We start from the raw sequence: 14,210 nt of genomic DNA on the forward strand, positions 1-14,210 counted from the left end.
TGACATGATCAAGCGTATTGCGCAAACCGCAGGGTTCACCGGGCTGCTGGCCGCCCTGTTGCTGACCCTGCTGCAAAGCTTCTGGGTGGCTCCGCTGATTCTGCAGGCCGAGACCTACGAAAAGTCCGAGCCGGCTGCTGTTGAAGTCCACGAACACGCCCCGGGTACTGTCGCCGCTCACACCCACGACGCCGAAGCCTGGGAACCGGAAGACGGCTGGCAGCGCGTGCTGTCCACCACCGGCGGCAACCTGGTGGTCGCTGTCGGTTTCGCCCTGATGCTGGCCGCTCTCTACACCTTGCGCGCACCGACCAAAACCTCCCAAGGCCTGCTTTGGGGCCTGGCCGGTTACGCGACGTTCGTGCTGGCACCGACCCTCGGTCTGCCGCCTGAGCTGCCGGGCACTGCCGCCGCTGATTTGGCGCAGCGGCAAATCTGGTGGATCGGCACGGCTGCCTCCACCGCGGTCGGCATCGCATTGATCGTGTTCAGCCGTCACTGGCTGATGAAAGTGCTCGGCGTGGCCATTCTGGCTGTTCCTCATGTGATCGGCGCACCACAACCGGAAGTCCACTCGATGATGGCTCCGCAAGCCCTGGAAGCTCAGTTCAAAATCGCTTCGCAGCTGACCAATGTGGCATTCTGGCTGGCCCTGGGCCTGATCAGTGCCTGGTTGTTCCGCCGCAAAAGCGATGGTCAATACCACGCATGACTGAGATCAGCACAGCGCCGACGTTAGTGGTCGGCCTGGGCTGCCAGCGCGGCTGCCCCGTCAGCACGCTGCGGGCGCTGCTCGATCAGGCGTTACAGGCACATAAAATCGAACTTCACCAGGTCAAGGCCCTGGCCAGCATCGACCTGAAGCGCGAAGAGCCTGGCTTGATCGAATTGGCCGAACAGCTTGCGTTACCCTTGCAGTATTTCAGCTGTGAACAATTGGCTGTCTATCAACCGCAACTCAGCCATCGTTCAGACATCGCGTTCGAACGCACCGGCTGCTACGGCGTCGCGGAAAGTGCCGCCCTGGCCCTGGCCGAACACCTGGCCCAGGCACCGGCAAAATTACTGATCTCCCGACAAAAATATGCCCAGGCCACCTTGGCATTGGCCGGCGCTGCATAAAATCCCCGATAATCCCCGCCATCGATCATGAGCAATCTTCATCTGAAGCCTTGCCCAGCCCCTTTTTCTCACAGGAACCGACGATGACCGTCTACTTCATTGGCGCAGGTCCCGGCGACCCGGAACTGATCACGGTCAAAGGCCAACGGCTGATTCGCAGCTGTCCGGTGATCATCTATGCCGGCTCCCTGGTGCCCGCCGCCGTGCTGGATGGCCATCGCGCCGAACAGGTGGTCAACAGCGCCGAGCTGCACCTGGAACAGATCATCGAGCTGATCAAATCCGCCCATGCCAAGGGCCAGGACGTGGCCCGGGTGCACTCTGGCGACCCGAGTCTTTATGGTGCGATTGGCGAGCAGATTCGCTACCTGCGCGAACTCGACATCCCGTTTGAAATCATTCCCGGCGTCACGGCCACAGCGGCCTGCGCGGCGCTTCTGGGCGCGGAACTGACGTTACCGGACGTGTCGCAAAGCGTGATCCTGACCCGCTACGCCGACAAGACCGCGATGCCCGCCGGCGAAGAGCTCGGCAGCCTGGCGCAGCACGGGGCGACCATGGCGATCCATCTGGGGGTCAATCATCTGAACAAAATCCTGGCCGAATTGCTGCCGCATTACGGCGCGGACTGCCCGATCGCGGTGATTCACCGGGCGACCTGGCCGGATCAGGACTGGGTGGTGGGGACGCTTGAAGACATTGCCGCGAAGGTTGAAGCCAAGGGGTTTCGGCGCACGGCGTTGATTTTGGTGGGCCGGGTTTTGGGCAGTGATCACTTCAGTGAGTCATCGCTGTATCGCGCGGGGCATGCGCATCTCTTCCGTCCCTGAGCCACAGGTTATCTATCACCCATAAAAAAACGGCGCTCACGGGGCGCCGTTTTTTTATGTCTGCAGCGAACACCTTACTTAGTAGTAGGCGTTTTCTTTCTGCGTGTGGTCGGTGACGTCACGAACGCCCTTGAGCTCGGGAATGCGCTCGAGCAAGGTACGCTCGATGCCTTCGCGCAAGGTGACGTCTGCCTGGCCGCAGCCCTGGCAACCACCACCGAACTTCAGCACGGCGATGCCGTCTTCGACCACATCGATCAGGCTGACCTGACCGCCGTGGCTGGCCAGCCCCGGGTTGATCTCGGTTTGCAGGTAATAGTTGATACGCTCGTTGACCGGACTGTCGGCGCTGACCATCGGTACTTTGGCGTTTGGTGCCTTGATGGTGAGCTGGCCGCCCATACGGTCTGTGGCGTAGTCGACTACCGCATCGTCCAGGAAAGCTTCGCTGAACGAGTCGATGTAAGCGGTGAAGCTTTTGAGCCCCAGCGCCGTGTCTTCAGGTTTTTCTTCGCCCGGCTTGCAATAAGCAATGCAGGTTTCGGCGTACTGGGTGCCAGGCTGGGTGATAAAGACGCGGATGCCGATGCCTGGGGTGTTCTGCTTGGAGAGCAGATCAGCCAGATAATCGTGAGCGGCGTCGGTAATGGTAATAGCGGTCATGGAAACTCCTCGCAGGCTTGGACGCAGTTTACGCCAATCATCGCGCCGTACAAAGTCCTAGTATTTTTGTCGGGAAAGAGCGGTTATAGCCATCTTCACCGGTTCACCGTCAATCCGGCCTTTAAGCCACCGATCGCCGCATTTTCCCACCCATTCAAATCCGACACCGGCGCACCATCAAAGGTCGATCAAAGATTCTCGTACCGGTTCATGTCCAGCACGCCCTCTTCCACCGGTTCTGTCTCATGGACGTACCGGCTCAGGTCATGGAAGTAGAACCAGAACTGCGGATGGCTGCGGCGAATCCCCCAGCGCTCGACGATTTTCTCGAAGCGATTGGCGTCCTTGGCGTTTTCCATCTCGTCCACGAACTCAGGCACTTGCTCAGCCGGAATGTTGAACATGAAGTTCGGATAGCTGCTGAGCACGCCCGGGTAAATAGTCACTGTGTCGAGCCCAGGCTGATACCGCAGCGATTCACCGAGCAGGAACGCGACGTTACTGTGCGCGCGATTGCGCAGCAGGCTGTAGACCTCGCGCTTGCCGCTCGCGGTTTCGATGCGCAGCAGGGTCGCTTCCGGCAACTGATCGATAACCTTCAGCCCGGCCGCCGGACGCGAAGTCAGGCGACTCAACGCCTGCTCGGCGCTCTGCAAGGCCAGATCGATGTTCGGCCGCGAGCAATAAGCACCGTCACAACGGTTGATCGGATCAGGCTTGGCGTTGAGGTCGCCGTAACGGGTGAGCAATTGCAGGGCGAAATCGCGTTTCGGGTCCTTTTCGTCCAGTACCAGCGCCGTCTCTTTGTCATTATCGATGGCTTCGTAGTCCAGCCACATCTTGAATTTGCCGCCGCTCTGGTACCAGTCGTCGAGGTAATCGTCGCGCGAATCGGCCGGCATCAGGCGCAGGAAGTTCTGCTCGGCACCGTTGCGGATCAGGTCGAAGTACAGCCGGGTCTGTGCCTGATGGGAAACATTGCCGAACACGTCGAAGTTGACCGCCAACTGATAATACGTGCGTTCCAGCAGCGGGAAGTCGAACAGCCACATCGTTTGCGGCACGTCACCGATCAGGCCTTTGTTCACCGAGGCACTGTCGAAATGCCGGAAGATCGTCAGCAAGGCGTTATCGTTACCGGCCCACAAGGTCGACCAGCTCGGCGCCGGCGCATCGGCGTAACTGTCACGGCGCAGCGCCTCGTACTCGTTACGCTTGTCGCGGTAGTCATGCCACAGGCTCAGGACGCTGCCGACATCGTCGTTCTGCCCCGGCATCGCCAGCAACGGCGTGGCCTGGCCGCGGTAGTTCGGATCGATGATGTAGAGGTCGTGTTCAGGCGCCTGGAACATTGCCCAAAAGTTATCGCGGATCACGTCGGTGGCGATCTGCCCACGGCACACTGGGCCGCGAATAAACGTACGGACGAAGTATTCGGCGTTATCGAGCATGAATTGATAACGCGCCTGGGCCGGGATCGCCTCGAACGTGGTGAACGGATTGGCCCGACGCTCCGGCCCGTAGCCCGGCAAGGCGTTGACCTGCCAGTTGCCGTTATAGAAGAGGCTTTTGATCCGAGCCATCTTCGCCGCGCTCAACGGGTAGGTGATGTGGGTCTTCTGCACAATCACGCCTTGCACCGGCCACAAGCGGTAATACACCTGAGTGCCTGGATCGTCATTCGGGCGGCGTGTGTTGATCAGATCGATCGGCTGGCCGGTCGGCGTGCGCGAACGCACCCACTGAAAGAAATGCCCCGGCTCACCGTCCTTGAAATAGAGATGAGCGAGAAACCAATGCTCGAACAACCAGCGCCCCACCAGGCTTTGCCGTGCGCCCGGTGCGTTGAGCAGGTTTTCCCACTGCACCACCTGCAACGCTTCTTTGGCGCTCGGCACAAGACCCTGCTCGTCAATCGGCGCGCCGGACGCCAGCCAGCGTTGCAGTGTCTGGTATTGCTGGTCGGTCAGGCCGGTGACCGCGAGCGGCATGCCCTCTTTGGGATGTGATTTGGCGTAGCCGTCAAACTCGGCCGGCAGGGCGCACATGTTTTCCCGGTTCAGTCCAAGGACGATGTCCTCCGGCAACTTGGCGTTGGGTTGCAAGGGGGTTTTGTGGCCCTGCTCAAGCATCCGCGCCATCAACGCGGCCTGACTGCCCTGGGCGTCGAGCACCGAATAGAAGTCCTTTTGCTGCCAGGTGCGTTTGCCGAAGGCGTCATAAAACAGCCGGGTCGGTGCGGCAGCCTGGCGGCGTTCGCCGTCGTAGACCGGGATCTTGGTCGCGCCACGGGCAGCCCCTTCGCCACTGCCCAGATTGAGCTGACAGGCGGAGTCATAGCAGGCATGGCAGGCCACACACTTTTCGGTGAAGATCGGTTGTATGTCGCGACTGTAGGAAATGGCAGAAGAAATGGCCGGATCCTGCGCGGCAGCGCCCCAGCTTAAAAACAGCAAAACCATGCTGATGACGCGATAAGACATATCCCTGGTCCCGATCATGAAAAAACGCCGCGATTCTACCGGTCTGCACCCCACTCCAACATGAGCGATATTCATGCAAAACCGGGACATGCTCTAAAACCGCACAGGTTTGCTATTATCCCGCCCCTTCGTCATGGTCTTTCCGAGTAGTCCAAATGTCCGATCGCAGTGTTCGCCTTCAAGCTCTCAAGCACGCCCTCAAAGAGCGCATCCTGATTCTCGATGGCGGCATGGGCACTATGATCCAGAGCTACAAGCTCGAAGAGCAGGATTACCGCGGCAAACGCTTCGCCGACTGGCCAAGTGACGTCAAGGGCAACAACGACCTGTTGATCCTGACGCGCCCGGACGTGATTGGCGCCATCGAGAAAGCCTACCTGGATGCCGGCGCCGACATTCTTGAAACCAACACCTTCAACGCCACCCAGGTGTCCCAGGCCGATTACGGCATGCAGGGCCTGGCGTACGAGCTAAACGTAGAAGGCGCACGTCTGGCGCGCAAGGTGGCAGACGCCAAGACCCTGGAAACCCCGGACAAGCCGCGTTTCGTTGCTGGCGTGCTCGGTCCTACAAGCCGCACCTGCTCGCTGTCGCCTGACGTGAACAACCCCGGCTACCGCAACGTAACCTTCGATGAACTGGTGGAAAACTACACCGAGGCCACCAAAGGCCTGATCGAAGGCGGCGCCGACCTGATCCTGATCGAAACCATTTTCGACACCCTGAACGCCAAAGCGGCGATCTTCGCGGTGCAAGGTGTGTACGAAGAACTCGGCGTCGAATTGCCGATCATGATCTCCGGCACCATCACCGATGCCTCCGGCCGTACGCTCTCCGGCCAGACCACCGAAGCGTTCTGGAACTCCGTGGCCCACGCCAAGCCGATTTCGGTTGGTCTGAACTGCGCCCTCGGTGCCAGCGAGTTGCGTCCGTACCTGGAAGAGCTGTCGAACAAGGCCAGCACCCACGTTTCCGCGCACCCGAACGCCGGCCTGCCGAACGAATTCGGCGAGTACGACGAACTGCCGTCGGAAACCGCCAAGGTCATCGAAGAATTCGCCCAAAGCGGCTTCCTCAACATCGTCGGCGGCTGCTGCGGTACCACGCCAGGTCACATCGAAGCCATCGCCAACGCCGTGGCCGGTTATGCGCCGCGTGAAATCCCGGACATTCCAAAGGCCTGCCGCCTGTCGGGCCTGGAACCGTTCACCATCGATCGCAACTCGTTGTTCATCAACGTCGGTGAGCGAACCAACATCACCGGCTCCGCCAAGTTCGCCCGCCTGATCCGTGAAGACAACTACACCGAAGCCCTGGAAGTCGCCCTGCAACAGGTCGAAGCCGGCGCCCAGGTGATCGACATCAACATGGACGAAGGGATGCTCGATTCGAAGAAGGCCATGGTGACCTTCCTCAATCTGATTGCCGGCGAACCGGACATCTCCCGCGTACCGATCATGATCGACTCCTCCAAGTGGGAAGTGATCGAAGCCGGCCTCAAGTGCATCCAGGGCAAGGGCATCGTCAACTCGATCAGCATGAAGGAAGGCGTCGAGCAGTTCATTCATCACGCCAAACTGTGCAAACGCTACGGCGCCGCCGTCGTCGTGATGGCCTTCGACGAAGCCGGCCAGGCCGACACCGAAGCGCGCAAGAAAGAAATCTGCAAACGCTCCTACGACATTCTGGTCAACGAAGTCGGCTTCCCGCCGGAAGACATCATCTTCGACCCGAACATCTTCGCCATCGCCACCGGCATCGAAGAACACAACAACTACGCTGTGGACTTCATCAACGCCTGTGCCTACATCCGTGACGAACTGCCGTACGCGCTGACCTCCGGTGGCGTGTCCAACGTGTCGTTCTCGTTCCGTGGCAACAACCCGGTGCGCGAGGCGATCCACTCGGTGTTCCTGCTGTATGCAATCCGCAACGGCCTGACCATGGGTATCGTCAACGCCGGTCAGCTGGAGATCTATGACCAGATCCCGGCCGAGCTGCGTGACGCCGTGGAAGACGTAGTGCTCAACCGCACTCCGGAAGGCACTGACGCCCTCCTTGCCATTGCCGACAAGTACAAGGGCGACGGCAGCGTCAAGGAAGCCGAAACCGAAGAGTGGCGCGGCTGGCCCGTCAACAAGCGACTGGAGCATGCACTGGTCAAGGGCATCACCACGCACATTGTTGAAGACACTGAAGAATCCCGTCAGTCGTTCGCTCGCCCGATCGAAGTGATCGAAGGCCCGCTGATGTCCGGCATGAATATCGTCGGCGACCTGTTCGGCGCCGGCAAAATGTTCCTGCCGCAGGTGGTGAAATCCGCCCGCGTGATGAAGCAGGCCGTGGCTCACTTGATCCCGTTCATCGAGCTGGAAAAAGGCGACAAGCCGGAAGCCAAGGGCAAGATCCTGATGGCGACGGTAAAAGGCGACGTGCACGACATCGGCAAGAACATTGTCGGCGTGGTGCTGGGCTGTAACGGCTACGACATCGTCGACCTCGGTGTGATGGTGCCGGCGGAGAAAATCCTGCAGGTGGCCAAGGAGCAGAAGTGCGACATCATCGGCTTGTCCGGTCTGATCACGCCTTCGCTGGATGAAATGGTCCACGTCGCACGCGAGATGCAGCGTCAGGACTTCCATCTGCCGCTGATGATCGGTGGCGCGACCACCTCGAAAGCGCACACGGCGGTGAAGATCGAGCCGAAGTACAGCAACGACGCAGTGATCTACGTCACCGACGCTTCCCGCGCCGTGGGCGTGGCGACGCAATTGCTGTCCAAGGAATTGAAACCGGCGTTCATCGAGAAGACTCGCCTGGAATACATCGAAGTCCGCGAGCGCACTGCCAACCGCAGCGCCCGTACCGAACGCCTGAGCTACCCGGCGGCCATCGCCAAGAAGCCGCAGTTCGACTGGAGCAATTACGAGCCGGTCAAACCGACGTTTACCGGTGCCAAGGTGCTGGACAACATCGACCTGAAAGTCCTGGCCGAATACATCGACTGGACACCGTTCTTTATCTCCTGGGACCTGGCCGGCAAGTACCCGCGCATCTTGCAAGACGAAGTGGTCGGTGAAGCCGCCACCGCGCTGTTCGCCGATGCCCAGGAAATGCTCGCCAAGTTGATCGACGAGAAACTCATCAGCGCCCGTGCGGTGTTCGGCTTCTGGCCGGCCAACCAGGTGCGTGAGGATGACATTGAAGTCTATGGCGATGACGGCAAGCCGACTGCCAAGCTGCATCACCTGCGTCAGCAGATCATCAAGACCGACGGCAAACCGAACTTCTCCCTGGCTGACTTCGTTGCACCGAAGGACAGCGAAGTGACCGACTACGTGGGGGGTTTCATCACCACCGCCGGTATCGGTGCCGAAGAAGTGGCCAAGGCCTATCAGGATGCCGGCGACGACTACAACTCGATCATGGTCAAGGCCCTGGCCGACCGCTTGGCCGAGGCGTGCGCTGAATGGCTGCACCAGCAGGTCCGTAAAGACTACTGGGGTTATGCCAAGGACGAGACGCTCGACAACGAGGCGCTGATCAAAGAGCTATACACCGGTATCCGCCCTGCCCCGGGCTACCCGGCCTGCCCGGATCACACCGAGAAATCCACGTTGTTCAAGCTGCTGGACCCTGAGGCCTCGGAAATGAAAGCCGGCCGTAGCGGCGTGTTCCTCACCGAGCACTACGCCATGTTCCCGGCGGCAGCGGTCAGCGGTTGGTACTTCGCTCACCCGCAGGCGCAGTATTTTGCCGTGGGCAAGATCGACAAGGATCAGGTGCAGAGCTACACCTCGCGCAAGGGTCAGGAGTTGAGTGTGACCGAGCGCTGGTTGGCGCCGAACCTGGGTTACGACAACTAACCCCCCTCCCCTGTGGGAGCGTGGCTTGCCCGCGATGAAAGATGACGCGGTTTCCCTGTGAGACCGCGGCGCTTCCATCGCGGGCAAGCCACGCTCCCACAGGTTCGGGGTGGATTGTCTATGCTTATGGCTCACACATGTGTGACGAGGGGTTTATGGACGATCCAGGCGACAACAAGCCGCCCACTTTCTGGCAGATGCTGCACAGCGTCATGGCGGCGGCGTTCGGGGTGCAGAGCGGGAAGAACCGGGCGCGGGACTTCACTCATGGCAAGCCCAGTCATTTCGTGATTCTGGGGATTTTGTTCACGGCGGTGTTCGCCTTGACGCTGTACGGCATCGTGCAACTGGTGGTGCATCTGGCCGGGGTCTAGCGCATCAACATTTGCAGACTGAACGGATAGCGATATGACGTCGGCCGGCCCTTGGCTGAAAGACGACGGAAGTCCACACCGTAATCCGGTGATTCCCCCATCGCCAGCAATCGCCTGGCCTGCGCCTTGTCGATCAGTTGCAGCAACGGGATTCGCCGGTCTCGGCCGCCGTAATGGCTGAGATCCACGCCCTCCTCAAGATCATGTAACTCCACCAGCGCCCAGCCGCCCAACGTGAAGTGCCCGCCCACCAGCACGCTGATGCGTCCGTCTACCGTCGCCTGTAACGCCGCCGGCGAGGTGTTGACCGCACTGAACAACGCATCCTTGCCGGGTGTCCCACCCGTCTCCGAATACGCCTGCATGACGCCAAACGCCATTTCGTCATTGGCTGACCACACCAGCGAAACCTTCGGGTAACGCCGGAACAGCAGTTTGGCCTGTTCATAGGCCCGTTCCCGGGTCCAGCCGCTGTAAACCAACTGGCGCAAGCGCACTTCCGGGTGTTCGGCCAAGGCCCGCATCATGCCTTGCTCACGCAATTGCGCCGAAGGGGTGATCTTCAGACCGGAAAACGCCAGCAACTCGATGACCTGACCGGGCGCCACGGGCGGATGCTGGCGAATCAGTTCCTTGAGCATCAGGTAGCCACCCTCCTCGTCGTTGGGCACCAGGCTGCCCAAACGCTCAGGGCGCTCGCCCAGCAGGCTCATTTGGTTGGCCGTCAGGGACGCATTGACCATAAACAGCTTCACCCCGCTGCCTTGGGCCAGGCGAATGATCTGTGGGGCGACGTACTGTTCGTTGGCGAACACCAGATAGTCCGGACGATCAGGGCCTTGCAGCGCCTGACGGGCTTGCGCCAACGTGAGCTCCGGCATGCGCCGGGAATAGAGAATTCGCAGATCAATGCCCAGATCCGTCGCTGCCGCGTACATGAATTGCGAATAGCTGTTCCAAAAGGCTTCGTCAGTCTTTCCGGGGCTCAGGAACAATACCGATTCCGCGCGCGCAACGGGGCCGTAAACCGCGCCAAACATCAGCAGGAATGAGTAGAAAAACTTCAACATTGATCGTCCGAGCCCCCCGGCAATTCGCCGCGCATTATAGCCAGCGAAGTCCCGGGAAACGGCGTTTATTCGGGTTATTGTCCGACAATCGTCGGTATCGGGCCCGGACGGGGTCGGTTATTGATGGCTGACCCAAAATACCGCTGTGCCCACGACCAGGATGATCAGGAACAGAATCGCCCAAGCATCGACCGTGCTATCGGGTTTTGACGTTTTGGTAGGGTTGCTCATTGCATCGCCTCTTGTCGGTTTTATCGGTGATTGCATAAAGACTCGAGCACAGTTAAGACGATGATTGCCCGCACCACAAATGTGGGTTTTGCCTCATTGGATCTCATTAGTCGTTTTGGTTCTTTACATATACTCAAACATCACTTTTGCGCATAACTGCAAACTGGTATCTTGCCCCGGCTCCGTTGGGAGTGCGCGGCCGTGCGCGCAGAATTGCCGAGGCAGTATCGGAGACTTCAGCAAGCGAAAAACGCAACTGGATCCGACCGGCCCAAGCCTGAGAACAGGACTTATATGTACGTATACGACGAGTACGATCAGCGGATCATCGAGGACCGCGTCAAGCAGTTCCGTGATCAGACCCGACGCTATCTGGCAGGCGAGCTGAGCGAAGAAGAATTCCGCCCCCTGCGCCTGCAAAATGGCCTTTATATCCAACGCTTCGCGCCGATGTTGCGGGTGGCGGTGCCTTATGGCCAACTGACTTCGCGCCAGACGCGAATGATGGCCAAGATTGCCCGTGATTTCGACAAGGGCTATGCCCACATCAGCACCCGGCAGAACGTACAGTTCAACTGGCCGGCGCTGGAAGACATCCCGGACATCCTTGCCGAACTGGCGACCGTGCAGATGCACGCGATCCAGACCAGCGGTAACTGCTTGCGCAACGTCACCACCGACCAGTTCGCCGGTGTCGCTGCCGACGAGCTGATCGATCCGCGCCCGTGGTGCGAGATCGTCCGCCAGTGGACCACGTTCCACCCGGAATTCGCTTACTTGCCGCGCAAGTTCAAGATCGCCATCAACGGTTCGACTTCCGACCGTGCGGCCATCGAAGTCCATGACATCGGCCTTGAGCCGGTGCACAACGCCGCTGGCGAACTGGGCTTCCGTGTGCTGGTGGGTGGCGGTCTCGGCCGTACCCCGGTGGTGGGCGCGTTCATCAATGAATTCCTGCCGTGGCAAGACCTGTTGAGCTACCTCGACGCCATCCTGCGGGTCTACAACCGCTACGGCCGTCGTGACAACAAGTACAAGGCGCGGATCAAGATCCTGGTCAAGGCCCTGACACCTGAAGTCTTCGCGCAAAAAGTCGATGCGGAAATGGAACACCTTCGCGGTGGCCAGACCACATTGACCGACGCCGAAGTGCATCGCGTGGCCAAACACTTTGTCGATCCGGATTACAAGGCTCTGGAAAACCAGGCCCTGGCGTTGGCCGAACTCGATAAAGAACACCCGGGCTTCGCGCGCTGGCGCACCCGCAATACCCTGGCTCACAAGAAGCCGGGTTATGTGGCTGTGACCCTGTCCCTGAAGCCGACCGGTGTTGCACCGGGCGACATCACCGACAAGCAGCTCGATGCCGTTGCCGACCTGGCCGATCGTTACAGCTTCGGTCAGCTGCGCACCTCCCACGAGCAGAACATCATTCTGGCCGACGTTGAACAAAGTCAGCTGTTCGCGATGTGGGGCGAGTTGCGCGAGCAAGGTTTCGCCACGCCGAACATCGGTTTGCTGACCGACATCATCTGCTGCCCGGGCGGCGACTTCTGCTCCCTGGCCAACGCCAAGTCGATCCCGATCGCCGAGTCGATCCAGCGTCGTTTCGAAGACCTGGATTACCTGTTCGATATCGGCGAACTGGACCTGAACATCTCCGGCTGCATGAACGCCTGTGGTCACCACCACGTCGGCCACATCGGCATCCTCGGGGTGGACAAGAAAGGCGAAGAGTTCTACCAGGTGTCCCTGGGTGGCAGCGCCAGCCGTGACGCCAGCCTGGGCAAGATCCTTGGCCCGTCCTTCGCCCAGGAAGCCATGCCTGACGTGATCGAAAAGCTGATCGACGTGTACATCGAACAACGTACCGAAGACGAGCGTTTCATCGACACCTATCAGCGTATTGGCATCGACCTCTTCAAGGAGCGCGTCTATGCAGCGAATAATTAAGAACAACGAAGTCGTCGACGAAACCTGGCACTTGTTGCCCAAGGACTTCAACATCGACGAGATCAGCAACTGCGACGACCTGATCGTCCCGTTGCAGCTGTGGCGCGAACACAGCCGCATGCTCAAGGCCCGCGATGGCGGCCTGGGCGTATGGCTGGATGCCGATGAAGAAGCCGAAGAAATCGGTGACGACGTGGAAAATTTCCAGGTGATCGCCCTGAATTTCCCGGCCTTCACTGATGGCCGCAACTACTCCAACGCCCGCCTGCTGCGTGACCGTTACGGTTTCAAAGGCGAACTGCGGGCGATTGGCGATGTGCTGCGCGACCAGCTGTTCTACCTGCACCGCTGCGGTTTCGACGCCTTTGCGATCCGCGCCGATAAAGACCCGTATGAAGCCCTTGAAGGTCTCAAGGACTTCTCGGTGACCTATCAGGCTGCTACCGACGAACCGCTGCCGCTGTTCCGTCGCCGCTAAGTACGCGTAAAACAAAAAGCCCTGAATCGGAAATCCGGTTCAGGGCTTTTTTGTGTCCGGCTTAAACGATAACGCGACGGTGCTTACCAGAAGCGTTGCTGGGTCAACCGGCTCCACCAGCTCAGCAGCACACGATCGACCGAGCCGCTGGCCGCCATGCCGATGCGTTCCTGCAGGCTTTTACGTTCGGCGTAGTGCAAGTGGTACAGCTCGGACTTCTTGGCACGTTCAGCGAGGTATTCATCGCTGGTTTTCAGCTCGTCCACCAGTTGTTTATCCAGCGCTGCGATGCCGAGCCAGATTTCACCGGTGGCCACTTCGTCGATGGCCAGTTGCGGGCGATAGCGGGAAACGAAGTTCTTGAACAACTGGTGAGTGATGTCCAGGTCTTCCTGGAACTTCTCCCGGCCCTTCTCGGTGTTTTCGCCAAACACCGTCAGGGTGCGCTTGTACTCGCCCGCGGTCAGCACTTCGAAGTCGATGTCGTGCTTTTTCAGCAGGCGGTTGACGTTAGGCAACTGCGCCACGACGCCGATCGAGCCGAGAATCGCGAACGGCGCACTGATGATCTTCTCGCCGATGCACGCCATCATGTAGCCGCCGCTGGCCGCGACCTTGTCGATGCACACAGTCAACGGCACACCGGCATCACGGATACGCGCCAGTTGCGAGGACGCCAGACCGTAGCTGTGAACCATGCCGCCGCCGCTTTCCAGACGCAGCACCACTTCATCCTTGGGCGTGGCGAGGGTCAGCAGCGCGGTGATTTCATGGCGCAGGCTTTCGGTGGCCGAGGCCTTGATGTCGCCGTCAAAATCCAGCACGAACACCCGAGGTTTGGCTGCCTCAGGTTTTTTCTTTTGCTTTTTCTCGGTTTTAGCTTCGACCTTGCGCAAGGCCTTGAGCTGGTCCTTGTCGAGCAAGGTTTGCTCCAGGCGTTCGCGCAGCCCTTTGTAGAAATCATTGAGTTTGCTGACTTGCAACTGGCCGACCGACTTGCGTCGACCTTTGCTGCGCAACGCCGCGAAACTGGCCAGGACCACCAGAATGGCGATCACCAGTGTCACGGTCTTAGCCAGAAAAACTGCGTACTCGGCAAAAAACTCCACAGGGACTCCTTTAATACGATGCGCTGCAAAA

General features: G+C 59.6%; 11 protein-coding genes. 7 read left to right on the forward strand and 4 right to left on the reverse strand.

The annotated features are described in order from the left end of the window. Window positions 1-4: 4 nt before the first annotated feature. The 3 genes from ACMXYI_RS25355 to cobM all read left to right on the forward strand — a co-directional run bounded on the left by ACMXYI_RS25355 (window position 5) and on the right by cobM (window position 1,952). A complete protein-coding gene (locus tag ACMXYI_RS25355) occupies window positions 5-712 on the forward strand; it encodes a CbtA family protein (RefSeq protein ID WP_415769580.1) in 708 nt (235 codons plus the stop codon). After that, the gene (locus ACMXYI_RS25360; protein ID WP_415769581.1) at window positions 709-1,122 is read left to right on the forward strand and encodes a cobalamin biosynthesis protein; all 414 of its coding nucleotides are present in this window, start codon (window positions 709-711) and stop codon (window positions 1,120-1,122) included. Before ACMXYI_RS25355 ends, ACMXYI_RS25360 begins: the two co-directional genes overlap by 4 nt. Window positions 1,123-1,205: 83 nt before the next feature. Then, window positions 1,206-1,952, forward strand: coding sequence for a precorrin-4 C(11)-methyltransferase (gene cobM / locus ACMXYI_RS25365; protein ID WP_415769582.1), 747 nt, complete (start codon window positions 1,206-1,208; stop codon window positions 1,950-1,952). 78 nt (window positions 1,953-2,030) lie between these two features. Here the strand turns inward: cobM and nfuA are convergent, their stop codons facing one another. Both nfuA and ACMXYI_RS25375 read right to left on the reverse strand, forming a co-directional pair. Beyond that, entirely contained in the window at window positions 2,031-2,615 is a 585-nt protein-coding gene (gene nfuA / locus ACMXYI_RS25370; protein ID WP_008150988.1) for a Fe-S biogenesis protein NfuA, read from the reverse strand. A gap of 188 nt (window positions 2,616-2,803) precedes the next feature. Further along, a complete protein-coding gene (locus tag ACMXYI_RS25375) occupies window positions 2,804-5,098 on the reverse strand; it encodes a fatty acid cis/trans isomerase (RefSeq protein WP_415769583.1) in 2,295 nt (764 codons plus the stop codon). Window positions 5,099-5,253: 155 nt separating this feature from the next. Here ACMXYI_RS25375 and metH point away from each other — a divergent pair, with 155 nt between their 5' ends. Further along, the gene (metH, locus tag ACMXYI_RS25380) at window positions 5,254-8,964 is read left to right on the forward strand and encodes a methionine synthase (protein WP_415769584.1); all 3,711 of its coding nucleotides are present in this window, start codon (window positions 5,254-5,256) and stop codon (window positions 8,962-8,964) included. A gap of 155 nt (window positions 8,965-9,119) precedes the next feature. Continuing rightward, window positions 9,120-9,338, forward strand: a complete 219-nt coding sequence (locus ACMXYI_RS25385; protein ID WP_046048490.1) for a DUF2970 domain-containing protein — start codon at window positions 9,120-9,122, stop codon at window positions 9,336-9,338. Here ACMXYI_RS25385 and ACMXYI_RS25390 read toward each other — a convergent pair. After that, a complete protein-coding gene (locus ACMXYI_RS25390; RefSeq protein ID WP_415769585.1) occupies window positions 9,335-10,408 on the reverse strand; it encodes an ABC transporter substrate-binding protein in 1,074 nt (357 codons plus the stop codon). The genes ACMXYI_RS25385 and ACMXYI_RS25390 overlap by 4 nt on opposite strands. A gap of 525 nt (window positions 10,409-10,933) precedes the next feature. Here ACMXYI_RS25390 and ACMXYI_RS25395 point away from each other — a divergent pair. Then, on the forward strand, window positions 10,934-12,592 hold the full coding sequence (locus ACMXYI_RS25395; protein ID WP_415769586.1) for a nitrite/sulfite reductase: 1,659 nt from the start codon (window positions 10,934-10,936) through the stop codon (window positions 12,590-12,592). Beyond that, on the forward strand, window positions 12,576-13,070 hold the full coding sequence (locus tag ACMXYI_RS25400) for a DUF934 domain-containing protein (RefSeq protein WP_038982933.1): 495 nt from the start codon (window positions 12,576-12,578) through the stop codon (window positions 13,068-13,070). Before ACMXYI_RS25395 ends, ACMXYI_RS25400 begins: the two co-directional genes overlap by 17 nt. 83 nt (window positions 13,071-13,153) lie before the next feature. Here the strand turns inward: ACMXYI_RS25400 and sohB are convergent, their stop codons facing one another. After that, window positions 13,154-14,179 (reverse strand): protease SohB, encoded by a 1,026-nt coding sequence (gene sohB, locus ACMXYI_RS25405; RefSeq protein WP_283180488.1) that lies wholly within the window; start codon window positions 14,177-14,179, stop codon window positions 13,154-13,156. Between the last annotated feature and the right edge of the window lie 31 nt (window positions 14,180-14,210).

It is taken from the genome of Pseudomonas lyxosi, from assembly GCF_047758685.1.
Lineage (GTDB): Bacteria > Pseudomonadota > Gammaproteobacteria > Pseudomonadales > Pseudomonadaceae > Aquipseudomonas > Aquipseudomonas lyxosi.

Bases quoted from the DNA above. Each gene is read 5' to 3' on its own strand.
- ACMXYI_RS25390 (WP_415769585.1), bottom strand. From the start codon at position 10,408: ATGTTGAAGTTTTTCTACTCATTCCTGCTGATGTTTGGCGCGGTTTAC.
- ACMXYI_RS25360 (WP_415769581.1), top strand. From the start codon at position 709: ATGACTGAGATCAGCACAGCGCCGACGTTAGTGGTCGGCCTGGGCTGC.
- cobM (WP_415769582.1), top strand. From the start codon at position 1,206: ATGACCGTCTACTTCATTGGCGCAGGTCCCGGCGACCCGGAACTGATC.
- ACMXYI_RS25385 (WP_046048490.1), top strand. From the start codon at position 9,120: ATGGACGATCCAGGCGACAACAAGCCGCCCACTTTCTGGCAGATGCTG.
- ACMXYI_RS25395 (WP_415769586.1), top strand. From the start codon at position 10,934: ATGTACGTATACGACGAGTACGATCAGCGGATCATCGAGGACCGCGTC.
- ACMXYI_RS25400 (WP_038982933.1), top strand. From the start codon at position 12,576: ATGCAGCGAATAATTAAGAACAACGAAGTCGTCGACGAAACCTGGCAC.
- ACMXYI_RS25375 (WP_415769583.1), bottom strand. From the start codon at position 5,098: ATGTCTTATCGCGTCATCAGCATGGTTTTGCTGTTTTTAAGCTGGGGC.
- metH (WP_415769584.1), top strand. From the start codon at position 5,254: ATGTCCGATCGCAGTGTTCGCCTTCAAGCTCTCAAGCACGCCCTCAAA.
- nfuA (WP_008150988.1), bottom strand. From the start codon at position 2,615: ATGACCGCTATTACCATTACCGACGCCGCTCACGATTATCTGGCTGAT.
- ACMXYI_RS25355 (WP_415769580.1), top strand. From the start codon at position 5: ATGATCAAGCGTATTGCGCAAACCGCAGGGTTCACCGGGCTGCTGGCC.